At 52.1% G+C, this 21308-nt stretch carries 26 protein-coding genes and 1 pseudogene; 24 read left to right on the top strand and 3 right to left on the bottom strand.

Features of this window, described 5'->3' with window-relative positions:
- The first annotated feature begins 129 nt into the window (after positions 1–129).
- From H8709_RS10860 to H8709_RS10830, 7 genes and pseudogenes are all read left to right on the top strand, one after another.
- On the top strand, positions 130–1023 hold the full coding sequence (locus H8709_RS10860) for a DUF6017 domain-containing protein (protein ID WP_002576355.1): 894 nt from the start codon (positions 130–132) through the stop codon (positions 1021–1023).
- Between the two features lie 48 nt (positions 1024–1071).
- On the top strand, positions 1072–1434 hold the full coding sequence (locus H8709_RS10855; RefSeq protein WP_002576354.1) for a DUF7768 domain-containing protein: 363 nt from the start codon (positions 1072–1074) through the stop codon (positions 1432–1434).
- Complete coding sequence (locus tag H8709_RS10850; protein WP_002576353.1) at positions 1427–1738, top strand: DUF5720 family protein; 312 nt, start codon at positions 1427–1429, stop codon at positions 1736–1738. Before H8709_RS10855 ends, H8709_RS10850 begins: the two co-directional genes overlap by 8 nt.
- 101 nt (positions 1739–1839) lie before the next feature.
- Positions 1840–2340 (top strand): PcfB family protein, encoded by a 501-nt coding sequence (locus H8709_RS10845; RefSeq protein WP_002576352.1) that lies wholly within the window; start codon positions 1840–1842, stop codon positions 2338–2340.
- 2 nt (positions 2341–2342) lie between these two features.
- A pseudogene (locus H8709_RS10840) lies at positions 2343–3362 on the top strand (type IV secretory system conjugative DNA transfer family protein); the annotation flags it as partial.
- Between the two features lie 91 nt (positions 3363–3453).
- Positions 3454–5334, top strand: a complete 1881-nt coding sequence (locus H8709_RS10835) for a recombinase family protein (RefSeq protein WP_262398363.1) — start codon at positions 3454–3456, stop codon at positions 5332–5334.
- 26 nt (positions 5335–5360) lie between these two features.
- The gene (locus tag H8709_RS10830; RefSeq protein ID WP_227884231.1) at positions 5361–5714 is read left to right on the top strand and encodes a TnpV protein; all 354 of its coding nucleotides are present in this window, start codon (positions 5361–5363) and stop codon (positions 5712–5714) included.
- A gap of 59 nt (positions 5715–5773) precedes the next feature.
- On the opposite strand, the gene H8709_RS10825 is transcribed toward H8709_RS10830, so the two are convergent.
- Entirely contained in the window at positions 5774–6739 is a 966-nt protein-coding gene (locus H8709_RS10825; RefSeq protein WP_262398362.1) for a helix-turn-helix domain-containing protein, read from the bottom strand.
- 225 nt (positions 6740–6964) lie between these two features.
- Here H8709_RS10825 and H8709_RS10820 point away from each other — a divergent pair, with 225 nt between their 5' ends.
- The 11 genes from H8709_RS10820 (at position 6965) to mobQ (ending at position 17551) form a co-directional block, all read left to right on the top strand.
- Positions 6965–7546, top strand: coding sequence for an MptD family putative ECF transporter S component (locus H8709_RS10820; RefSeq protein WP_215633612.1), 582 nt, complete (start codon positions 6965–6967; stop codon positions 7544–7546).
- The gene (locus H8709_RS10815) at positions 7546–8283 is read left to right on the top strand and encodes an energy-coupling factor transporter transmembrane component T (protein ID WP_262398361.1); all 738 of its coding nucleotides are present in this window, start codon (positions 7546–7548) and stop codon (positions 8281–8283) included. Before H8709_RS10820 ends, H8709_RS10815 begins: the two co-directional genes overlap by 1 nt.
- A 5-nt stretch (positions 8284–8288) precedes the next feature.
- Positions 8289–9803, top strand: a complete 1515-nt coding sequence (locus H8709_RS10810) for an ABC transporter ATP-binding protein (RefSeq protein ID WP_262398360.1) — start codon at positions 8289–8291, stop codon at positions 9801–9803.
- Positions 9800–11545: an ABC transporter ATP-binding protein gene (locus H8709_RS10805; protein ID WP_262398359.1), complete on the top strand. Its 1746-nt coding sequence runs from the start codon at positions 9800–9802 to the stop codon at positions 11543–11545. Before H8709_RS10810 ends, H8709_RS10805 begins: the two co-directional genes overlap by 4 nt.
- Positions 11546–11559: 14 nt before the next feature.
- The gene (locus H8709_RS10800) at positions 11560–13296 is read left to right on the top strand and encodes an ABC transporter ATP-binding protein (RefSeq protein ID WP_262398358.1); all 1737 of its coding nucleotides are present in this window, start codon (positions 11560–11562) and stop codon (positions 13294–13296) included.
- 11 nt (positions 13297–13307) lie between these two features.
- Complete coding sequence (locus H8709_RS10795) at positions 13308–13679, top strand: metal-dependent transcriptional regulator (protein ID WP_055200208.1); 372 nt, start codon at positions 13308–13310, stop codon at positions 13677–13679.
- Positions 13680–14157: 478 nt separating this feature from the next.
- Positions 14158–14571, top strand: coding sequence for an RNA polymerase sigma factor (locus H8709_RS10790; protein ID WP_262398357.1), 414 nt, complete (start codon positions 14158–14160; stop codon positions 14569–14571).
- Between the two features lie 103 nt (positions 14572–14674).
- On the top strand, positions 14675–15127 hold the full coding sequence (locus H8709_RS10785; RefSeq protein WP_262398356.1) for an RNA polymerase subunit sigma-24: 453 nt from the start codon (positions 14675–14677) through the stop codon (positions 15125–15127).
- A 10-nt stretch (positions 15128–15137) separates the two neighbouring features.
- Positions 15138–15599, top strand: coding sequence for an RNA polymerase sigma factor (locus H8709_RS10780; protein ID WP_262398355.1), 462 nt, complete (start codon positions 15138–15140; stop codon positions 15597–15599).
- 28 nt (positions 15600–15627) lie between these two features.
- Complete coding sequence (locus H8709_RS10775) at positions 15628–15918, top strand: DUF3847 domain-containing protein (protein ID WP_262398354.1); 291 nt, start codon at positions 15628–15630, stop codon at positions 15916–15918.
- Between the two features lie 187 nt (positions 15919–16105).
- Positions 16106–17551 carry a MobQ family relaxase gene (gene mobQ, locus H8709_RS10770; protein ID WP_262398353.1) on the top strand — a complete coding sequence of 482 codons (1446 nt, stop codon included), beginning with the start codon at positions 16106–16108 and terminating at the stop codon, positions 17549–17551.
- A 107-nt stretch (positions 17552–17658) separates the two neighbouring features.
- On the opposite strand, the gene H8709_RS10765 is transcribed toward mobQ, so the two are convergent.
- Together H8709_RS10765 and H8709_RS10760 are read right to left on the bottom strand one after the other, a co-directional pair.
- Positions 17659–17949 (bottom strand): type II toxin-antitoxin system YafQ family toxin, encoded by a 291-nt coding sequence (locus tag H8709_RS10765; RefSeq protein WP_117142327.1) that lies wholly within the window; start codon positions 17947–17949, stop codon positions 17659–17661.
- Complete coding sequence (locus tag H8709_RS10760; RefSeq protein ID WP_003509354.1) at positions 17946–18224, bottom strand: type II toxin-antitoxin system RelB/DinJ family antitoxin; 279 nt, start codon at positions 18222–18224, stop codon at positions 17946–17948. The genes H8709_RS10765 and H8709_RS10760 overlap by 4 nt, the downstream gene beginning before the upstream one ends.
- A 106-nt stretch (positions 18225–18330) precedes the next feature.
- On the opposite strand from H8709_RS10760, the gene H8709_RS10755 reads away from it, so the two are divergent.
- The 6 genes from H8709_RS10755 (at position 18331) to H8709_RS10730 (ending at position 21295) form a co-directional block, all read left to right on the top strand.
- Complete coding sequence (locus H8709_RS10755) at positions 18331–18507, top strand: hypothetical protein (protein ID WP_172674966.1); 177 nt, start codon at positions 18331–18333, stop codon at positions 18505–18507.
- A complete protein-coding gene (locus H8709_RS10750) occupies positions 18488–18886 on the top strand; it encodes a cysteine-rich VLP domain-containing protein (RefSeq protein WP_262398352.1) in 399 nt (132 codons plus the stop codon). The genes H8709_RS10755 and H8709_RS10750 overlap by 20 nt, the downstream gene beginning before the upstream one ends.
- A gap of 114 nt (positions 18887–19000) precedes the next feature.
- On the top strand, positions 19001–19753 hold the full coding sequence (locus tag H8709_RS10745; protein ID WP_173699793.1) for a phage replisome organizer N-terminal domain-containing protein: 753 nt from the start codon (positions 19001–19003) through the stop codon (positions 19751–19753).
- Entirely contained in the window at positions 19750–20613 is an 864-nt protein-coding gene (locus tag H8709_RS10740) for an ATP-binding protein (protein ID WP_262398351.1), read from the top strand. Before H8709_RS10745 ends, H8709_RS10740 begins: the two co-directional genes overlap by 4 nt.
- A gap of 64 nt (positions 20614–20677) precedes the next feature.
- The gene (locus H8709_RS10735) at positions 20678–20851 is read left to right on the top strand and encodes a transposon-encoded TnpW family protein (RefSeq protein ID WP_005924807.1); all 174 of its coding nucleotides are present in this window, start codon (positions 20678–20680) and stop codon (positions 20849–20851) included.
- Positions 20852–20929: 78 nt separating this feature from the next.
- The gene (locus tag H8709_RS10730) at positions 20930–21295 is read left to right on the top strand and encodes a hypothetical protein (RefSeq protein ID WP_055195003.1); all 366 of its coding nucleotides are present in this window, start codon (positions 20930–20932) and stop codon (positions 21293–21295) included.
- Positions 21296–21308: the final 13 nt, after the last annotated feature.

The raw sequence follows: 21308 nt of genomic DNA, 5'->3' as shown, positions 1-21308 counted from the left end.
CATAGAAGCCCAAGGAGTGAATGGTCAGCCAGTTGCTCCTCTCATTGTAGCTTAGGCACGAGATGGAAGGGAAACCGGACTGGCTGCCCGGCTTCCCTGTCCAAATTTATTGTAATAGGAGTGAAGTCAATGGCCGTTTTTCGCATTGAACGGACCAAAGATTATACCGTGATGAGCAATCATCACCTGCGGAACCACGAACTATCCCTCAAGGCAAAGGGGCTTCTTTCCATGATGTTATCCCTGCCTGATGACTGGAACTATACTACCCGTGGACTTGCGAAAATCTGCAAGGAGGGCGTTGATGCCATCGGCAGTGCGCTGCGGGAGTTGGAAACCGCCGGTTACATCGTGCGGAACCAGCTGCGGGACCAACAAGGCCGGATCAGCGACACCGAGTATGTGATTTATGAGAAACCCCAGCCCAGGCAGCCAGAAACGCCAAGGCCGGATACGGCTGTACCAGATACGGCTTCACCAGATACGGAAAACCCGTATCTGGATAAACCGGATACGGAAAAGCCCGCAGAATTAAATATAGAGAAACCAAATACTCAAAAACAAAATACTCATGGAGCAAGTACCGATTCCATTCCCTTCCGGGAAACAGCGGCAGCACAGCTGCCGGAACGGAAAGGAAGGGATGCGATGTCTGTCTCAGAGATAGAAAATTATCGGGAATTGATTCTGGAGAACATCGAGTATGACTATCTGTGCAGAGAGTTTTCGACCTACCGTGAGGACCTGGACGAGATTGTGGAGCTGATGGTGGAGACCGTTTGTGCCAAACGTAAAACCACTCGGATCGCTGGCAGCGACTTTCCCCATGAAGTCGTGCGCTCCCGGTTCTTGAAGCTGGATAGCGAGCATATCCGATTTGTCATGGACGGTATGCAGAAAAACACCACGGAGGTCCGCAATATGAAACAGTATTTGCTTGCAGTGCTGTTCAACGCGCCCACCACGATCAGCAATCACTACACCGTACAAGTCAATCACGATATGAACACAGGCGGCTGGTAAACAGCCGCTTTTCTGTTGCCCGGCAATACCGGGAGAAAGGATTTTGCCATGAAACGACCTCTTGCCTACATTACGGCTCCCTGGAGCAACAACCAGTATGAGAACGCCGAGAACGCTGCCACCTACTGCCGCCAGGTGTACGACGCCGGGTATTCGCCCATCTGCCCGGTTCTGTTCTTGTCCACCTTCCTCAAGGACGAGATTCCCCAGGAACACAAGGACGGGCTGGATATGGCGCGAGACTATCTGCGCCGGTCCCATGTGCTGGTGGTCTGCGGCCACGGCATCGACGAGACCGTGAAGAATGACATCGCCACCGCTGAGCGCCTGCGGATCACCGCTACCACCCTGGACGGTATCCTGACTGTGAAAGGCCAGGGACGCGGGAAAGGAGGTGCGCGCCATGCCTGAGCGTAAGACCGTGGGCCAGCTGATGGAGGAAATGCGGCTCAAGGCCGGGGCGCAGAACTACCACGGCCATGAGTACATGGATTTGGAGCGGTTTGCCGAGGACACCCGGCACATGATTATCTTCGATGTGCTGACCCACGATTCGCCGGTGGGCTGGAAAGGCGAACGGACCCGCCTGTTTCTGACGGAGGCCGGATACCAGAAAAGCCTGGAGAACCAGGAAAAGGGCCACATCAAGATTCTCAGCCATGCCAAGGTGCGCCAGGGACATCTGTACTATGACCGCTCCGATCAGCTGCGTTGAAAGGAGCCTGCCATGATGAAATACCTGCTGCGGCGGCTGGTGGTCCCGCCTTAGTATCAAGCGCCACCCCTGCAAAATCCGTGGAAAGGAGGCGATGACCTATGCAGGAGGAAGTGGAAAACAGGACTTTGACGCTGGTAGTCAGCGGAACAAAGTTTACCGGGCGGCTGTTTAAGGCCGCCATCACCAAGTACCTTGCCCACCGCAAGGAAAAGAAGCTGCAAAAGCAGAAAAGCCGGGATACCCCCGTGATTCCCCACGGCAAACAGACGGTGAAGCAGCTGATCGGCCAGAATCAGGGCGTTTCCAACATCGAGATCACCGACCCCTCCATCAAGGAGTTTGAAAAGATCGCCCGGAAATACGGCGTTGACTATGCGGTGAAGAAGGACCGCAGCAGCTCCCCGCCCAAGTACCTGATCTTTTTCAAAGGCCGCGATGCGGATGCCCTGACCGCTGCCTTTACCGAGTACACCGGCAAGAAGGTCAGAAAGGCGCAGAAAACAGAGCGTCCGTCCGTGCTGGCAAAGCTGAGCCAGTTCAAAGAGCTGGTGAAACACGCCGTTGTGGACCGGAACAAGCGGAAGGAGCTGGAACGATGAAGATGAAAAAGCAACTTGACATCAAAAAGCTCCTTTTGCTGAATATGCCCTATATCCTGATGGGGCTGTTCGCAACCAACTTCGGTGAAGGATGGCGGATGGCCGTGGGTGCGGACGCTTCGGCAAAAATGCTTTCGTTCTTCTCCACGCTGCCGGTGGCGCTGGCCAGCTGGTGGCCCAGCCTGCACCCTTTGGACCTGCTGGTGGGGCTGTGCTGCGGCGCTGGCCTGCGATTGGCCGTGTATCTCAAAAGCAAGAACGCCAAGAAGTACCGGCACGGTATGGAATACGGGTCGGCGCGATGGGGCACCCATGAGGACATCGCACCCTACATCGACCCGGTGTTCCAGAACAATGTGATTCTGACTAAAACCGAGAGCCTGACCATGAACAGCCGCCCCAAGGACCCCAAGACCGCCAGAAACAAAAATGTGCTGGTGATCGGTGGCTCCGGTTCCGGCAAGACCCGCTTCTGGCTGAAACCGAACCTGATGCAGATGCACAGCTCCTATGTGGTGACAGACCCAAAAGGCACCATCCTGGTGGAGTGCGGCAAAATGCTTCAGCGCGGCACACCCAAGCTGGGCAAGGACGGCAAGCCCATGAAGGATAAGCACGGCAAGGACATCTATGAGCCTTATCGGATCAAAGTCCTCAATACCATCAACTTCAAGAAGTCCATGCACTATAATCCCTTTGCCTACATCCACTCCGAAAAGGACATCTTGAAACTGGTCACGACGCTGATCGCCAACACCAAGGGCGAGGGCAAGGCCGGGGACGATTTTTGGGTTAAGGCCGAGACGCTTTTGTACTGCGCCCTCATTGGGTATATCCACTACGAGGCCCCGGTGGAGGAACAGAATTTCTCCACCCTCATCGAGTTCATCAACGCGATGGAGGTCCGGGAGGATGACGAGGAGTTCAAGAACCCCGTGGACCTGATGTTTGACGCGCTGGAGGCAGAGAAGCCCAACCACTTCGCCGTCCGTCAGTACAAAAAGTACAAGCTGGCTGCGGGTGATATATGCTCTAAGTGACTTCTTAATCATGGTTTTTGTCATGGTTAGTGAAGCAGTCACTTAGAGCATTTTTGTTTCAGGAGGTACAGCCATGAGAAATGAAAAAATTACCCCACTGTACGAGCGCCTGAGCCGGGACGATGAGTTACAGGGCGAGAGCAACTCCATATCCAACCAAAAACAGATGTTAGAGGATTTTGCCCGCCGGAATGGGCTGCCCAACCCTACGCACTTTACCGATGATGGTATCTCAGGCACCCGGTTTGACCGCCCCGGATTTTTGGCGATGATGGAGGAAGTGGAGGCAGGGCGTGTAGAGGCAATCGTCATCAAGGACATGAGCCGGTTGGGGCGCGACTATCTGAAGGTCGGTCAGGTTATGGAGGTTTTGCGGCAGCGAGGCGTTCGTCTGATTGCCATCAATGACGGTGTGGACAGTCTGAAAGGCGATGACGATTTTACCCCGTTCCGCAACATCATGAATGAATTTTACGCCCGTGATACCAGCCGGAAAATTCGCTCTGTGTTTAAGTCAAAAGGCATGAGCGGCAAGCACCTGACCGGCACCGTTATCTACGGCTATCTGTGGGACGAAAAGCGGGAACACTGGCTTGTGGATGAAGCCGCCGCCGAAGTGGTACGCCGTATCTTTTCCCTCACGCTGGAGGGATATGGGCCTTATCAGATTGCTTGCAAATTATCCACAGACCGGATTGAAATTCCTGTCGTACACCTTGCCCGCTTCAACGAGGGTGTGAACCGTTCAAAGCCGGTCAAAGACCCCTATGGATGGGGATCATCTACCATCGTGAACATTTTGAAAAAACGAGAGTATTTAGGGCATACCATCAATTTCAAGACCCGCAAGCACTTTAAGGACAAGAAAAGCCACTATGTTTCTGAGGACGAATGGACGATCTTTGAGAATACCCATGAAGCCATTATCGACCAGCAGACCTTTGATTTGGCGCAGAAAATCCGCAGCAATGTACGGCGTTATCCAAACGGCTGGGGCGAAGCGGCTCCCCTCACAGGCTTGCTCTATTGTGCCGATTGCGGCGGCAAGATGTATGTCCACCGCACCAACAATGGCAAGCGGATTTCTCAATATACCTGTTCCAATTATACCAAAGTTCCGTGTGGGACACTATGCCCTACACAACACCGTATCAATGAGAGTGCTGTCCTGACATTGGTTTCCGACACGCTCCGGGCTATTGCTGAATATTCCAGAAATGACCGGACGGAATTTATTCACACTGTTCAGGAGACGCAGGTTGCTCAACAGAGTGCCGATATATCGAAAAAGCGCAGGCGTTTGGCTGCTGCCCAAAAGAGAGCCGGAGAACTGGAAAAACTGATTTGCAAAATCTATGAGGACAACGCCCTCGGCAAGCTGCCGGATGCACGATATAAGGCGCTTGATGCACAGTATGCCAAAGAGCAGGATGCACTTGAGATTGAAATTGCAGAGCTGGAAAAGGCTGTTACCGGCTATGAGCAGAGCCAGAAATCAGCGGAGAAATTTATAGCCCTGATTGATAAGTACGAGAATTTTGACACTCTGACAAACACCATGCTCAATGAGTTTGTAGAGAAAATCCTTGTCCACGAACGCGCCCGAAAAGGCAGTCAGGACACCACGCAGGAAATTGAAATCTACTTCAATTTTTTAGGACGCTATATCCCACCATCCTTACAGCCGGTTCCTTTAACCCCGGAGGAACAGGAAGAACTGCGGAAAAAAGAAGAACGCAAGGACAGGCTTCATCAGAATTATTTGAAGCGGAAAGCCAGCGGCGCACAGAAACGGTATGAGAACAAAATCAAGGCGAAGAAAAAAGCGGAAATGGACGCTAAGAAAGCCTTGATCCGGGCTGAGGATATGAAAAAAGGTGTTTTTTCTACTATCGGTCAGCTACCAAAAGAAGAACCGCGCAAAGGCAGCATAGCAGCCAGCGCAGCAGTCTAATCATCACGAAGCAAAGGAGAATGAATATGAGTAAGTTGACTTACATTCGTTGTGGAGATTATGATATACCCAACCTAAAACTTTCTGAACAGCCGGAAACTTCTATCGGCAAGTACGGCAGAATGCGAAAATCCTACCTAAAGGAACATCGCCCCATTCTCTACAACCAACTGCTGATGAGCGAGAAGCTGTATCCGCACCTGATAGAGATTGACCGGACAGCGCAGGAGCGTGTGGACACCATGTTGCCTCACATGATGGAGACTGCGGGTGTCACGGAAGAACTGAAAGCCTGTGACCCTATGCGCTGGGTGGGGCTAATGAACACGCTGAAAGCGCAGGCAGAGGAAATTATTCAAGATGAACTGATTTACAAATAGTTTTTAGGCACAAGAAAGGCCGGGACTTTTCTATCAAGTGGAAAATCCCGGCTTTACTCTTATATATTTCCCAAATTCTTTGACCGCCGGTATTCCAGCGGAGAAAGACAAAACTGCTTTTTGAACACGGCTGCAAATTTTCCTTGATTAGAGTAGCCGACCTGTTCGGATATTTCGGCAATCGGACGCTTTGTGTCCGAAAGAAGCCTTGCGGCTTCGTTCATACGGATTTCCCGCAGCCAAGTGGATATATTCTGTCCATATACGCCTCGAAAATAGTTTTTCAGGCTGGTTTCACTGACCGAAAAGCGTTCTGCAATCTGCCGTACAGGAATGTGCTGGCGAAGATCATCGGAAAGGATTTGCGCTGCCCTTTTTGCAATTTCAACCTGCGTTTCCGTGTAGAAGCCGCAGGTTTTCGGAGGCCGGATTTCCATGTTGAGAAGCCGGTGGAGAAGTTCAAGCGTATAGATTTGCAAATGGAAGATAGAAGGCCTTTCAGAAAGCCGCCAGAGGTTTTGAAATATATTTTCCAGTTCACTATCCGCTTCGTTGATATATGTCTTATGATTGCCACAATAATTTTCTTCCAGCGTAGGGAGGTCAAGTGAAAAAGATTTCAAAAGTTCACCACAGGACTGAAGAAGAAGTGACAGGTCAAAGTATATTTTTATCCCCTGATACTGCTTCGTAGGAAAGATATATTCTTTCTGTGCGGTCTGTTCACTGACACAAAAATCATTTTCCTTCAGGTAAATGTAGGAGCCGTCATCCAGAAGCAATTCACTTCTGCCCGAAACGCAATAGTTAATCAGCAAAGGCTTTAGATTTGAATTTTCATCCGACTCCGGCCATACGGGAGCGTTTACAAAAATAAAAGCCAAAGTCAGCCCCGGAAAGAGCGTATGGAATGTCATACGTCCCTTGCCATCTGCCCGATCCAAAAGCAATGTGCTGCTATTTGGACTGTTTTTCAAGGTCACACCAGAAACAGCATCGCTGTTTTCTAAAATGTTGTATATCATGTTACGCAACTGCTTCGCCCCTTTCATCACGCAAAATCGCTGATATTATTATACCTGCGAGAAAACTCCTGGTCAATGGATATTCTGGTAGAGCGAAAAAGCTCCTTGCTATACGGGCTTAAAATACCGATATGTGCATAGAAGCACAGCTGAGTTTATGCTATCATTAGGGTTGGTTAGCAAGAACTAATCAAGACGAAAGTAATCATGTTAGGAGGTTTCGCAATGAACAACAAATTGCAAGGAAAGGATCTCATCAATATCGGTATTTTCACGGCGATTTATTTTATCGTCATTTTCGCTGCGGCGTCCATCGGTTTTATCCCGATTTTCATTCCGCTTATCAGCGTGATCGTGCCGCTTGTGGGCGGTATTCCGATGATGTTGTTCTTCTCCAAAATCAAAAAATTCGGTATGCTTACCATCTGCGGGGTGCTGCTCGGTATCATTATGCTGCTGACCGGCATGGGCTGGTGGTGCATCCCTACCGGGCTGATTTTCGGGCTGATTTCCGATTTTATGATGAAAGCCTGTGACTACAAGAACGCCAAGCGTGAAGTGCTGATCCACGGCGTTTTTTCCATGTGGGTAATCGGGGCGTTTATTCCCATCGTTGTGACGCGTGACGCTTACTACCAGAGCCTGCTCCCCGGCTATGGTCAGGAATATGCCGACACGCTTATGGCTTATATGCCAGACTGGATTTTGCCGGCACTGCTTATTGCTGCTTTCGTCAGCGGTCTTGTCGGCGGTCTGATTGGACGGAAGATTTTCAAAAAGCACTTTGAGCGGGCGGGAATTGTGTAATGAGCCGCGAACTTCTTGCAAGTCAAAAAAACAATAGCGGAATTTTATTAGACCCCCGGACAAAACTGGCGGTACTGATTACCATAGCTGTCTTTATTTTAGGCGGTTCGTATGAAGGTATCATGCAGTATTACATCATCGTTTTGGCGGCGATCCCGCTGTTACTTTTGTCAGCGGCCAGAAAATGGAAAGGCGCTGTTCTCTATATCCTGATTTTTGGAGGCAGTCTGTGTCTGGAAATGTTCGGCCTGTCCCGACTGACCGGCGTAGCAAACTACATCGCGGTAGCCGTCGTTGGTATTCTTCTGCGGTTCACCCCCAGCGTGGTCATGGGATATTTCGTGGTAACTACAACCACGGTCAGCGAATTTGTTGCGGCGATGGAACGGCTCCACCTGCCGCAGCAGATCACCATTCCTATGTCTGTGATGTTTCGCTTCTTTCCCACGGTTGCGGAAGAATGGAGCGCTATTGGGGACGCCATGCGGATGCGTGGCATCCGCTTTGGTGGTGGAAAAGTCGGTGCGATTTTAGAGTATCGGATTGTCCCCATGATGATCTGCTCCGTCAAAATCGGAGAGGAACTGTCCCAGGCAGCCCTTACGCGGGGATTGGGAGGCCCGGTAAAACGGACGAATATCTGTAAGCTGGGTTTTCATGTGCAGGATGTTATTTTCCTGCTGATCTGTCTGGGAGCATTTGCAGCGCAAATCTATGTGCTTGCCGCAAGGAGGTGAAGGAAATGATTGAATGTCAAGATGTGTCCTTTTCTTATCCTGCCAGTACCCTTCCCGACAGTGAGAGGCAGGCCGGTGGCGCTTTGAAACATATTTCCTGCACTATTGAGGACGGTTCTTTTGTCCTGCTCTGCGGGACTTCCGGCTGTGGGAAAACAACCATGACCCGGTTGTTTAACGGCTTGATCCCCCATTATCATGAGGGGACTTATACCGGCTCCGTCTATCTGGATGGAAAGGATACCCGTGACCTGTCACTGTTTGATATTTCTCTGAAAGTCGGTTCTGTATTTCAAAATCCGCGTTCTCAGTTTTTCAATGTGGACACGACCAGCGAACTGGCTTTCGGCCCAGAGAATCACGGCATAGCGGAAGATCTTGTGCGTGACCGTGTAAAGCGTGTAGCTGCACAGCTAAAGTTGGAGCCGCTGCTTGATAGAAGTATTTTTTCTTTGTCCGGCGGTGAAAAGCAAAAAATCGCCTGCGGATCGGCAGCGGCGATTGACCCGGATATTTATGTGCTTGATGAGCCATCATCCAACCTTGACGCATACGCTATCGCTGATTTTCGACAGCTACTCTTTACTTTGAAATCGCAGGGAAAGACCATCATCATCTCTGAACATCGGCTGTATTATCTGTCCGGCCTCTTTGACCGTGTCCTGTACCTAAAAGATGGAGAAATCGAAGGTGATTATACAGCAGAGGAATTTTGCGGCCTGTCGGCAAGACAGCGCGATGATATGGGATTGCGCCCTCTTGATCTTGCGGGGCTTTCAGAAGTTGAAGGCACGCCGCAGAGAATGAATGAGGCGGTTTGGACGATAAAGAATGTGTCCTTCGCCTATAAGCATGAGCCGGAAACCTTGCATATAACGGAAACCTCTTTCCCATCCGGCAGCGCCACGGCCATCATCGGACATAATGGTGCTGGAAAATCCACATTTGCCCGGTGTCTATGCGGATTGGAAAAGCACTTCAAGGGAACAGTGCAGGATCAGAGCAAGACTTATTCCAGAAAAGAACGATTGAAACTCTGCTATATGGTCATGCAGGATGTGAACCACCAACTCTTTACCGAAAGTGTTCTGGATGAAATTCTGCTCAGTATGGGAACTGAGGATAAGCAGAGGGCAAGAGAAATCTTGCAGGAGATGGACCTGCTGCCTTATGAGGACTGCCACCCGATGGGACTGTCCGGCGGCCAAAAGCAGCGCGTGGCGGTTGCCTCTGCGATTGCTTCGGAGCGCCCTTTGATTTTATTCGATGAACCGACCAGCGGCCTTGACCTGTTTCACATGAGGCAGGTCGCTAATGTTGTCAATCAGGTGGCAAATGCCGGAAGAACCGCGCTTGTGGTAACGCATGACCCGGAATTTATTCTACGCTGTTGCAATTATGTCCTTCACTTAGAAAATGGGCAAATTCAGGAAAGTTATTCCATAGAGGACAGCGATGGCCGAAAACGCCTGCTAAAGTTTTTCCTGAGTGATATGAAGAAGGAGGTGTCCACAGAATGAAGGAGGAAAAGAAAGAGTCGCCCATAGGCGTCTTATGGGGATGGAGCAAGCCCTATCATGGAAAATTCATCGGCAGTGTTATCCTTGCGGTATTAGGCGTGGCCTGCCAGATGGTGCCCTATTTCTGCGTGGCGCATATTGTCACAATGATGTTGTCTGGGGAACAGAATTTATCCCGCTATGTGACCGCTGGTATTATTGCATTGTGCGGCTACTTTGGGAAGGTGCTGTTTTCCTGTCTTTCTACAACGATTTCCCACACAGCGACCTATTACACGCTACGTGATCTGCGGGAGAATATCACCGCAAAGCTGGCTCGCGTCCCGATGGGGACGATTTTAGATACTCCGTCCGGCCAGTATAAAATGACGATTGTTGACCGGGTGGAAGGCATGGAATCGACCTTCGCACACCTGATCCCGGAAATGACCGCAAATGTGCTGGTGCCGCTTGTAATCGCCGTGTACCTGTTCCTTTTGGACTGGCGCATGGCGCTCCTGTCCCTTGTTACGCTGGTGGTGGGCCTTGCTGTCATGTCTGCCGGTATGAAGAATTATCCCGTCAAATGGGAGGGTGCTGTCAAGGCAGGCAAGCAGATGGCAAATGCCATTGTAGAGTACATAGGCGGGATTGAGGTGGTAAAGGCGTTCAGCCAATCCGCCGGTTCCTACAAAAAATATTCTGACGCGGTGAATTATAACGCCAACTACTATGTGGACTGGATGCGGGAAAACCAGAAAACCATGAGCGCCTACAACGCCATCCTGCCCTCAGTACTGATTTGCGTGCTGCCCTGCGGTTTTGCATTCTGGCTCTCCGGCAGTCTGGAGCTTTCCACCTTCCTATCCATTGTGATTTTCTCGCTGGGGCTGATTGGGCCGATTATTGCGGCCTTTACCTTTACGGACGATTTGGCTGTACTGGGGACAAATGTGGAAGAAATCAGCCAGCTTCTGAACGCCGAAGAACTGAACCATAAAGAAACGCCGATCAAGCTGGAAGATACCGGCATTTCTCTTAGGTCTGTGTCGTTTTCCTATGACGGGACAACAGAGGTTTTGCATGATGTGAATCTCGCCATCCACCCCGGAACCATGACCGCCCTTGTAGGGCCGTCCGGCTCCGGCAAGTCTACGGTGGCAAAGCTGATTGCCGGGTATTGGGATGTTACATCCGGCAGCATTACCCTCGGCGGCCATGAGCTGAAGGATATGCCGCTGTCTGAAATTGCAGACCAGATTTCCTATGTATCTCAGGACAACTACCTGTTTAACCGCAGTATCCGGGAGAATATCCGCATGGGAAGACCCAGTGCCACGGACGCAGAGGTGGAGCAGGCGGCCAAACAAAGCGGCTGCGACGCCTTTATCCGCAAGCTGGATAATGGCTATGATACGGTTGTCGGCAGCGCCGGTTCCCATCTTTCCGGCGGTGAACGCCAGCGGATTGCCATCGCCCGCGCCATGCTGAAAAATGCGCCGGTTGTCATTTTGGACGAGGCAACTGCCTATATCGACCCAGAGAATGAGGCGCTGGTGCAGAAAGCCATTTCCACTTTAACTGTCGGCAAGACCCTGATTGTGATTGCACACCGGCTGTCTACCATTGTTGGCGCAGATAACATCGTTGTGGTGAAGGATGGAACCATCCACGCACAGGGTACGCATGAGAAGTTGCTGGAAACCTGCCCCCTCTACCGGGATATGTGGCAGGCGCACATCGGCGCGAAAGACCAGATGTAAGGGGGTGTTGTCAGATGTATGGAACATTGAAAAAAATCTTTGCTTTTGCAGGCAGCAAAAAGGGGCTTCTAAAAAAATCCCTGTTATTCTCATTCCTGTCCGGGCTGTTTTCAGCCATGCAGTTTGCCGCCCTCTTTGTGGTAATTGGTGCACTGGTATCTGACAACCGGGACGGAAAGTTTATCTGCATTTCGCTGGGAATTATGGCCGTTTCCCTCATTGGGCGTATCATCACGACCTATTTTTCCACGATGGAGCAGACGGAAACCGGCTATTGCATGGTGGCGGAAAAGCGTATCCACATCGGAGATCGGCTGCGCTACATCCCGATGGGCTACTTCAACAAGAATAGTATCGGGAATATTACCGCCATTGTCACAACAACTTTGGGCGATGTAGAGAACTCAGCAGCTCGTGTTCTGGTGTCAGTGCTGGGCGGTTTTTTCAACTCGGTTGCCCTCGTCATCGTCCTGTTGGTATTTGACTGGCGGATCGGTCTTGTGGCCGCTGCCGGTGTCCTGATTTACCTTGCGGCGGCGGAACTGGCTCTTCGCAAATCTGCCGCGCTCAGCGGGGTGCGTCAGCACACACAGGAGTCCCTTGTAGAGTCCGTGTTGGAGTACATTCAGGGCATGGGGATTGTTAAAGCATTTGGTCTTGAACGGGACAGCACGCAGTCTATTGGCAGTGCAATTAAGGCGAGCTGCCGGGACAACCTGAAACTGACAAAGGCCAGCGTTCCCTATGACGCTATCAAACAGGCTGTTGTCCGAGTGTTCAGCGTCCTGTTGCTTTTAGCCTCGGTCTGGTTCTGGCTGGACGGCTCCCTGCCGCTGGCCTACGGTCTGATTTTGGTGATTGCTTCTTTCATGGTGTTCAACGATTTGGAGAACGCCGGGAATATGGCCTCTTTGCTGCAAATGCTGGCGGCCTCGATGGATACGGCAAACTCCATTGATGACACGCCGGTGATGGACGAGAAAGGCGCTGACATTACGCCGAAGTCCAGCGAGATCGTGTTTGACAAGGTGGATTTTTCCTACGCAGACCGCAAGATATTAGATCAGGTCAGCTTTACCATTCCCGAAAAAACGACTACGGCCATTGTCGGCCCTTCCGGGGCAGGAAAGACAACGATGTGCAACCTGATTGCCCGTTTTTGGGATGTGAATGCCGGGAAGATTACCATAGGCGGTACGGATGTACGAGATTTTAAGCTGGACAGCCTGATGAAAAATATCTCGATGGTGTTCCAGAGCGTATACCTCTTTGCAGATACAATTGAGAACAATATCAAGTTTGGCTGCCCGGACGCCACCCATGAGCAGGTGGTTGAGGCGGCGAAGAAGGCTTGCTGCCATGACTTTATTTCTGCCCTGCCGGATGGCTATGACACCGTGATTGGCGAGGGAGGCGGTACTTTGTCCGGCGGCGAGAAACAGCGGATTTCCATCGCCCGCGCCATGCTGAAGGACGCACCCATCATCATTTTGGACGAGGCGACAAGCAGTGTTGACCCGGAGAATGAGGATGAATTGCAGCGGGCTATCGAGGCATTGACCCATGACAAGACTATCATCATGATTGCCCACCGGCTGAAAACCGTCCGCAACGCCGATCAGATCCTTGTACTGGACAACGCTCATATCGTCCAGCGCGGCACTCATGCGGAGCTGATCCAGCAGAAGGGCCTGTATGCTGACTTTGTATCGGCCAGACAAGAGGCCATCGGCTGGAAGCTGGCTCAGTAAAGGAGGTTCAGATGAAACTTCATGCGTCCGGGGAGGACTACCTGGAAACCATCCTTGTTCTCCAAAAGAAACGCGGTATGGTGCGCTCCGTAGATGTGGCCCGGCACATGGAGGTGTCAAAGCCCAGCGTGTGCCATGCAGTGGCTACCTTGCGGGACGGCGGCTTTCTTATGATGGACGAAGATCACTTTCTCCATCTGACCGATGTGGGCCGCGAGGTAGCCGAAAAAATCTACGAGCGTCACTGCTTCTTTACTGAGCAGCTTATCACCGCAGGCGTTGACCCCAAAACTGCGGAGGCCGATGCCTGCCGTATTGAACACATCATCAGCGATGAGAGTTTTGACCGGCTGAAAGAGGCAGTCGAACAAGAGCAAGACTAAAACCGAATAAGCCAAGCGATCCTGCCCCGCAAGACGGGGAAAGGAAAAAACCGTTGCAGGGCAGGCAGCTTTGTGCGCCCAAAATGGATTTTCCGGGTACTGCGGCGGTTTTGAGTAACATCAAGGCCGCCGTTCCTTATGCCCTCGACAAAGGAGTGACGACTACACGCTGACACGGCGGCTTTAGGAGGGAACCGCCATGAAGCACATTGACCGCCGACAAATTCAGACGATATTTCACTACCGTCAAAAAAAGCCCAGTCAACGAACAGGCCCCGTCTGGCAGCCGGTGCGAAAATTGTCATTCTGTAAGTGAATATTGGAGTTTTTGCGCTCGAATAGCTTTCTGCTGTCCGGGCGTTTTTTCATACCTGTGGAGCCGGAACATCGGGTCAGCATGGCCCGAACTTTATCCCCGGTGCCGCGCCCCGCCGCCTCATTCAGATTTACCAAAAAAATCTGAATGGAGGAAAGGCAGATGGAAGTTACCATCAATTATAACGGACAAGCTGTGGCCGTGGAGGTTACGCTGGAAGTCTATGAATTTCTTGACCGGGCCGATCACAAAACGGAAAACCTTGCCCATGAACAGCGGCGGCATTGGGACGGGCGGGAGTTTGACGAGTACATAGCTTTTACCGAGGGCGTGGGCGTTTACAGCGAAACGCCGGAGGAATACCTTTGCCGCATGGAAACGCTGCATGATCTGATGGCTGTTCTGGACACCTGTACCGAGGCCCAGCGCCGCCGGTTCCTGCTCTATGCGCTTGACGGGCTGAGCCTTGCAGAGATCGGTGTGCTGTGCGGCTGCTCCAAAGTGGCTGTTTATCAAAGTGTGGAGGCGGTCAGAAAAAAATTTATAAATTTCTTTGAGAACAGGCTTAACGAATGACCTGTTTTCTGGCTACCAAGTGAAAGGGATCATTTCCCTTATCTCAGCGAGGGGCGGACAGCGGACGAGCTGTCCGCCTCTCCGATTTTCAGGAGGTAAGCCTATGAAAACAATCAATCTGCGGTGGATGTATCCCCACTACCGGCATGACGAGTTTGTGGATGTTACGGACGAGGTATGGGCAGCGATATATCAGGCCAAGCGGGAGATGGAGAACTATGAGCGCCGGAAAGTCTACCACTGCGCCTACTACTCTCTGGACGCATACAGCTGGCTGGAAAATTACGCGCTGGAACACAGCAGATCGCCGGAAGATATTTTGCTGGAACGAGAAGAAATGACCACCCGCCTGCACCTGATTGCAGCTCTGCCGATGGCTCTGGCTCATGCCACTCCGACACAGGCCCGCCGTGTTCACGCCTACTACATTACTGGTATCAAGCAGCCGGAAATCTCCCGGAGAGAGGGCGTCCACAGCAGCAAGGTCAGCGTTGCCATCCGTCGAGGTCTGCGGAATATGCGCCGCTGCTATGATGACCTTTTTCAAACAGAGTGAGGGCGTGCCTATGCAGACCATCAATCTCAAACAATATTATCCATTTTGCAAAGAGGACATTTGTGTGGAGGTGTCCGATGAGATCGTCGAAGCGTTTCTTCTGGACAAGAGAGCCGAGGCCGCCAGAGATCGCAAGATGTTCCGGTATAAGGCGTTTTATTCCCTCGATTGTAACGATGGAATCGAAAATGCCGCCATCGGCTGGGCGCAGCCATCACCGGAGGACTACCTGATAGAAAAAGAAGAATTAGCCGAATACGAAGAACTGATACGGCGATTGTATGAAGCCATTTCTTCCCTGCCGCCTATGCAGGCTCGCCGTGTCCATGCCCGCTATATGCTGGGTATGAAAGTGAAAGATATTGCCGCAATGGAGGGTATCACGCCATCACAGGCGGGAAAATCCATCCATGCCGCATTGCGGAGACTGCGCCGGTACTTTGCGCGTCAGAAATGGCCGGTCAATCTATGAGCGTTTCCAAAGAAAAGAGGTGCATGACATGAACGAAATAATTACAGCCCACCCCTCAAAAGAAGAACGGGAGAAAGTCCTGAAGGAGATCCGGCAACTTGAAAACCGCAAGAAGATTTTAGAGAACAAGCAGCGGAACGAAGAACGCAGGGTTCGCACCCGCCGCCTGATTGAGCGCGGAGCCATTTTGGAGGGGATTTTTCCGCTGGCTCCCAACCTTTCCGGCGCAGAGGTCAAAGCATTTCTGATTGCCCTGTCCCATCTTCCGGGGGCTGTGGAATTGACTGCAAACCTGCCAAAATCCGGGGACACGCCATAAGTCCCTTGTTTACTAAGGGCGCACTTATACACCGTTGCCGGGGCTGTGCGCCCTGCCGGGGGCGTTGCGTACTTCGTCCGCGATGGGAAGCTACGCTCCCCAAACCCCTTGTGCGCTCTGCGCAGCCAAACACCCGCTTTGCGCTTGTCCGGCTCCACAGAGCCTGTTATCCACTCACTGAAAGGAGGTGTTCCCCATAGATTTCTGTCATATCCCCGTCAGTATTATCAAGCGCAGCGCAGGCCGTTCTGCTGTTGCCGCAGCTGCTTACCGCAGCGGAACCAAGCTGACAAATGAATGGGATGGAATGACCCACGACTACACCCGGAAAGGCGGCATTGTCCATGCGGAGATCATGCTGCCTGCCCACGCGCCGCCGGAATTTGCAGACCGATCTATCCTCTGGAACAGCGTGGAGCAAATCGAGAAAGCAAGGGACAGCCAGCTTGCCCGCGAGATTGAAGCAGCCCTGCCCCGTGAACTGTCCGGCGAACAACAGCTCGCCCTTGTGCGTGCCTATGTGAAGGACAACTTTGTAGACAAAGGAATGTGTGCCGACTTTGCTATCCATGACAAGGGAACCGGCAACCCTCATGTCCATATCATGCTGACGCTCCGGCCTCTGAAAGAAAATGGACAGTGGGGCGCAAAGTGCCGCAAGGCATACGATCTGGACGAGAATGGACAGCGTATCCCGGATGGGAAAGGCGGCTGGAAAAATCATCGTGAGGATACAACCGATTGGAACGATAAAGGAAATGTGGAGATTTGGCGGGCAGCGTGGGCAGCCTACACCAACCGGGCGCTGGAATCTGCCGGTAGACCGGGGCGCATTGACCACCGTAGCTACAAGCGGCAGGGCATTGATAAAATTCCCTCTGTCCATCTGGGGCCAGCCGCCAGCCAAATGGAAAAGCGCGGTATCCGCACCGACAAGGGAGAAGTAAACCGGCAGATTGCCGCCGACAACAAGCTGCTGAAAGAAATCAAAGCCCGCATTACCCGTCTTTACAACTGGTCTAAGGCCGAAGCCGAAAAGCCGGAGGGTCAGCAGCCCAGCATGATTGACTTGTGGGAGGCCCAGCAGCAGCTCAAGCGGCCTGACACCCGCACCGGCAAAATCCGAGCTTTGCAGGAGAGCGCCGCCCTGTTCAGCTTTTTGCAGACAAACGGCATCCAGTCTATGCAGCAGCTTCATGAAAAAATCGCTGATATGAACAGCCGTTACTATGACCTGCGGGGAAAGATCGTCAAGGCCGAGCGCCGGATCACTACCCTTACCGAGCGCGGGGAGATGTGGGAACAGTACAACCAGTACAAGTCCATCCACAAGCAGCTTGCCAAAGTAAAGCCGGAAAAACGGGAACAGTTTGAACAGCGCCACAGCCGGGAACTGATCCTCTATGACGCGGCGGCCCGGTATCTGAAAGAACTGAAAGCCAGCGGCGAAGAAATCACCCCGAAGGAATGGCGGCGTGAGATCGACCTGTTGACCGCCCAGAAACAGGTGGACAGCATCGACATGAAAGCTATGCGGGAGGAGCTAAAAGCTGTGGAACGGCTCCGCAAGGCCGCCGACCAACTGGCCCGGCAGGAACGGGACAAGCCCCGCGACCGGGGGCCGGAGCGGTAAGGGCTACCGCGGTTTGGCGTACCCCTTTTAGGTGCGTCGCGTTTCACGACACCCTTTTGCACACAGAAAAACCGCCGTACAGGTTTCCCCATACGGCGGCAGTCGGTTTATTTGCCGAACAAGTCGCTGTGTGTGCCGGTGCGGGCCAGCGTCAGCACCAGAACATCATCTTCTATGCGGTAGACAAGCAGCCAGTCCGGGAGAATGTGACATTCCCGATGGCCTGCCCAATCGCCGGACAGGTCATGGTCACGGTTCTTATCCGGCAGCGGCTCGCCCATTGCCAGCAACGCTACGACCTGCTCCAGCAGCTCGATCTTCAAGCCACGCTTGATGGCTCGTTTGTAGTCTTTTTTGAAACTGGTCGTGTACTTGACGGTGTACTTTGTTTTCCTCATTTTTTCAGGTCGGCAAACAACTCGTCAAGGTCATTGTATCCCTTTACAGACGGGTCTTTTGCAATCCTTTCCGCTTCCAGCATGGCAGCAATCGTTTCCTTGTTGGGCTGTTCCAGCTTCACCTCAAAGGGAATGCCGCCCTCACGAAGCGACTGGCGCACGAAGATGTTGAACGCCGTGGATAAATTCATGCCGAGTTCCGCAAACAGGGCGTCGGCCTGTGCCTTCAAATCCGCGTCCATGCGGATGCTGATGTTTGTGGTATTTCCAGCCATATCATCAACCCCTTTCTGCTGGTACTTTTAGTATATGCCATTTGCACGAAGAAAACAATACTTTGCACGAATATTTAACAGTAAATTCATTGAAGGAGGTCACTGTATGAAGCAAATTATTTTGCCCGTCACTATCCACCTGAATATCCGCCTGCCCCATGCCCTCTTGCAGCCGGAATCGGCAGACGCGCCCACCGGCCCGGAGCCGGAGGCCCATGCCTGCCAGGGCTGCGGCAACTGCGGCGGGTGTGGGAAGTGCCAGCATGAAAAAAAGCAAGCCTGAACCCGTCCCCGTCATGGACTACCGCCAGTACCGCAGAGCGCGGCGGCTGGTACATGAGTGCTGCAACTATGACGGCGGCCACTGTATCGCGCTGGATGATGGGGAGGAATGTGTCTGCGTCCAGTCCATTTCCTACTCCCTGTTGTGCCGGTGGTTCCGGGCGGCGGTGCTGCCGCTGGACAGAGAACTGGAAACGGCCCTGTTCCACCGCCTGGACGCCAAACGGTGCGCCGTCTGCGGGGCGCTGTTCACCCCCGGCTCCAACCGGGCCAAATACTGCCCGGAATGTGCCGCACGCATGAAGCGGGTCAACGCCGCAAAGCGCAAGCGGAAACAAAGGGCGAAATGTCACGCTTTAGGGGCTGAAAACCCCTTGTAAATCAAGGCTTTTTTCGAGGGTGTCGCTGGGGGCCTGATAGATTTATCCTCTGGCCCCCAAAACGGCCCTCTAAAGGCATACAGACCCCTGAAATAAACCCCAAGGAGGAAGCCTATGTCAGACAATCGAAAATATTACTACCTCAAACTGAAAGAAAACTTCTACAACAGCGAAACGATGGTTATTTTGGAGAGTATGCAGGATGGCCTGCTGTACTCCAATCTGCTGCTGAAAATGTACCTCATGTCACTCAAAAGCGGCGGTATCCTCATGCTCAATGACCATCTGCCCCACACGCCCCAGACCATCGCCACCTTTACCCGCCATCAGGTGGGGACGGTGGAACGGGCCTTGAAGGTGTTCCTTGAATTTGGCCTTGTGGAGATTTTGACCGATGGGGCCTACTACATGACCGACATCCAACTGCTGATCGGCCAATCCTCTACCGAGGGGGAACGGAAAAAGAAAGAGCGTATGCGATTGAAGCGTCAAAAACTGCTCCCATCCGGCGGGGCGGACATTTGTCCACCATATAGCCAGGGGGACATTTGTCCACCAGAGATTAGAGATAAGAGATTAGATATTAGAGATAAGAGTATAGAGAATAGAGAGAGTGAGAGCGCCCACGCCTATGGCCGTTACCAGAATGTTTTCCTGACGGACGGGGAACTGGCAGACTTACAGGCCAGCTTTCCCACTGTATGGGGCCAGTACATCGAAAAGCTGTCCGAGTACATGGCTTCTACCGGCAAGCGGTATCAGAGCCATGCCGCCACCATCCGGCGCTGGGCCGGTGAGGATGCTAAAAAAACGATCACACCCTCACGCAACCGGGATTACAGCGTAAAGGAGGATGAAACTGTATGATTGAGATTACCGCAGAAATCCGGGCGTTCATCGACAAGGCAGCTGCCGGTGTGGAACTGGCTGAGGACGAGTATATAGATCCGTCAGACGGTCTCATCCACTGTAAGAAATGCGGCGGACAGAGGCAGACCGTTGTGCCATGCTTTGGAAAACCAGGCTACTTCATGCCCCGCTGTATCTGCCAGTGCCAGCGGGAGGCCGAGGAACAGCGCAAGACTGCTGAAGAACGGCAGCGCCGCATGGAGCGTATCAAACGCCGAAAGGCACAGGGCTTGCAAGACCGTTATCTGTATGACTACACATTTTCCAATGATAACGGGCAAAACCCATTGATGGACAAGGCTCATGCCTATGTGGAGAACTGGAAAGAAGCATATAAAAACAACACCGGCCTGCTGTTGTTCGGGGATGTAGGAACCGGCAAGTCCTTTTTCGCCGGTTGTATTGCCAACGCCCTGCTTGACCGGGATGTGCCGGTGCTGATGACGAACTTCCCCACCATCCTGAACCGTCTGACGGGAATGTTTTTCGAGGACAGGGCCGACTTTATCGCCAGCTTTGACGAGTACGACCTGCTTATCATTGACGATCTGGGTGTAGAGCGCAGTACCGAATATGCTATGGAGCAGATGTTTTTCGTCATCGACAGCCGCTATCGCAGCCGCAGACCCATGATTATCACAACAAACTTGAAACTGTCCGAGTTGAAAAACCCGCCTGATCTGGCTCACGCCCGTATCTATGACCGTATTCTGGAACGGTGTGCGCCGATTCTTTTTGACGGGAAGAATTTCCGGGAAGAAAATGCCGGTGCTACCCGACAGACAGCAAAAGACATTGTAAACAGTAAGCACGACTGATTTTTTATCGGGCGGCACAGACCCGTTCGGAGAAAGGAGCGCCATGAACAAAGAACCCCGTACTATGCAGGTGGCAGACGCCGCTACTGCGTCCAGAGCGCCGGAAAACACGCCAGCGATGGTAAAGAAAATCGGCAAGACAACCTACAAGGTTCATGTCCATTTCAGCAATACCAGCACAGAAACCATGAGCGATAAAATCAAGCGTATGCTCAAAAATGAAATTCAGCAGATGTGACAGACTGATAAACGAAGCCGCCTTGTGTTAAACTGATGATGGTACACGCCAAAACTTTTAGCCAAGGAGGACATGAAAATGCTGTACACAGAAAAAGAGAAAAATGAGATTGAGCGCGTCCGTAAAGTGTTCGAGAAACACATCCAACAAATGACTGCTTATGATTTGGTTTGGTCGGACAAGGTCGGCTATGTGTGGCTGGCAATATCTATCGACCCAGTCTATATTGATACCGGCAACTGGATAGAGTCCGCTGCTGGCCTTTGTTATGAGTGCTTGAATGATATAGCACTGGATGTTTTTGGAATGACCGGAAACGACCATGACTTCGAGGACGCCGATCCGCTGGAACTGGCCGAGATTAAGCGGCGCTGGAAACCCTATATCGGCCAACTGCCGGAATATGCGTACCTTTGCGACGAACTGTTAAGCAGGAGCAAATAACCCATCCGCAAAA

It is taken from the genome of Zongyangia hominis, assembly GCF_014385095.1.
Taxonomy (GTDB): domain Bacteria; phylum Bacillota; class Clostridia; order Oscillospirales; family Ruminococcaceae; genus Zongyangia; species Zongyangia hominis.
The sequence above is the reverse complement of the archived record's forward strand: the minus strand, read 5'-3'. Positions and strand labels throughout refer to the sequence as shown.

Bases quoted from the DNA above. Each gene is read 5' to 3' on its own strand.
- H8709_RS10815 (WP_262398361.1), top strand. From the start codon at position 7,546: ATGAGCCGCGAACTTCTTGCAAGTCAAAAAAACAATAGCGGAATTTTA.
- H8709_RS10845 (WP_002576352.1), top strand. From the start codon at position 1,840: ATGCAGGAGGAAGTGGAAAACAGGACTTTGACGCTGGTAGTCAGCGGA.
- H8709_RS10820 (WP_215633612.1), top strand. From the start codon at position 6,965: ATGAACAACAAATTGCAAGGAAAGGATCTCATCAATATCGGTATTTTC.
- H8709_RS10780 (WP_262398355.1), top strand. From the start codon at position 15,138: ATGCAGACCATCAATCTCAAACAATATTATCCATTTTGCAAAGAGGAC.
- H8709_RS10850 (WP_002576353.1), top strand. From the start codon at position 1,427: ATGCCTGAGCGTAAGACCGTGGGCCAGCTGATGGAGGAAATGCGGCTC.
- H8709_RS10785 (WP_262398356.1), top strand. From the start codon at position 14,675: ATGAAAACAATCAATCTGCGGTGGATGTATCCCCACTACCGGCATGAC.
- H8709_RS10740 (WP_262398351.1), top strand. From the start codon at position 19,750: ATGATTGAGATTACCGCAGAAATCCGGGCGTTCATCGACAAGGCAGCT.
- H8709_RS10775 (WP_262398354.1), top strand. From the start codon at position 15,628: ATGAACGAAATAATTACAGCCCACCCCTCAAAAGAAGAACGGGAGAAA.
- H8709_RS10745 (WP_173699793.1), top strand. From the start codon at position 19,001: ATGTCAGACAATCGAAAATATTACTACCTCAAACTGAAAGAAAACTTC.
- H8709_RS10860 (WP_002576355.1), top strand. From the start codon at position 130: ATGGCCGTTTTTCGCATTGAACGGACCAAAGATTATACCGTGATGAGC.
- H8709_RS10755 (WP_172674966.1), top strand. From the start codon at position 18,331: ATGAAGCAAATTATTTTGCCCGTCACTATCCACCTGAATATCCGCCTG.
- H8709_RS10795 (WP_055200208.1), top strand. From the start codon at position 13,308: ATGAAACTTCATGCGTCCGGGGAGGACTACCTGGAAACCATCCTTGTT.
- H8709_RS10750 (WP_262398352.1), top strand. From the start codon at position 18,488: ATGAAAAAAAGCAAGCCTGAACCCGTCCCCGTCATGGACTACCGCCAG.
- H8709_RS10760 (WP_003509354.1), bottom strand. From the start codon at position 18,224: ATGGCTGGAAATACCACAAACATCAGCATCCGCATGGACGCGGATTTG.
- H8709_RS10765 (WP_117142327.1), bottom strand. From the start codon at position 17,949: ATGAGGAAAACAAAGTACACCGTCAAGTACACGACCAGTTTCAAAAAA.
- H8709_RS10825 (WP_262398362.1), bottom strand. From the start codon at position 6,739: ATGATATACAACATTTTAGAAAACAGCGATGCTGTTTCTGGTGTGACC.
- H8709_RS10730 (WP_055195003.1), top strand. From the start codon at position 20,930: ATGCTGTACACAGAAAAAGAGAAAAATGAGATTGAGCGCGTCCGTAAA.
- H8709_RS10790 (WP_262398357.1), top strand. From the start codon at position 14,158: ATGGAAGTTACCATCAATTATAACGGACAAGCTGTGGCCGTGGAGGTT.
- H8709_RS10830 (WP_227884231.1), top strand. From the start codon at position 5,361: ATGAGTAAGTTGACTTACATTCGTTGTGGAGATTATGATATACCCAAC.
- H8709_RS10805 (WP_262398359.1), top strand. From the start codon at position 9,800: ATGAAGGAGGAAAAGAAAGAGTCGCCCATAGGCGTCTTATGGGGATGG.
- H8709_RS10855 (WP_002576354.1), top strand. From the start codon at position 1,072: ATGAAACGACCTCTTGCCTACATTACGGCTCCCTGGAGCAACAACCAG.
- H8709_RS10800 (WP_262398358.1), top strand. From the start codon at position 11,560: ATGTATGGAACATTGAAAAAAATCTTTGCTTTTGCAGGCAGCAAAAAG.
- H8709_RS10835 (WP_262398363.1), top strand. From the start codon at position 3,454: ATGAGAAATGAAAAAATTACCCCACTGTACGAGCGCCTGAGCCGGGAC.
- H8709_RS10810 (WP_262398360.1), top strand. From the start codon at position 8,289: ATGATTGAATGTCAAGATGTGTCCTTTTCTTATCCTGCCAGTACCCTT.
- H8709_RS10735 (WP_005924807.1), top strand. From the start codon at position 20,678: ATGCAGGTGGCAGACGCCGCTACTGCGTCCAGAGCGCCGGAAAACACG.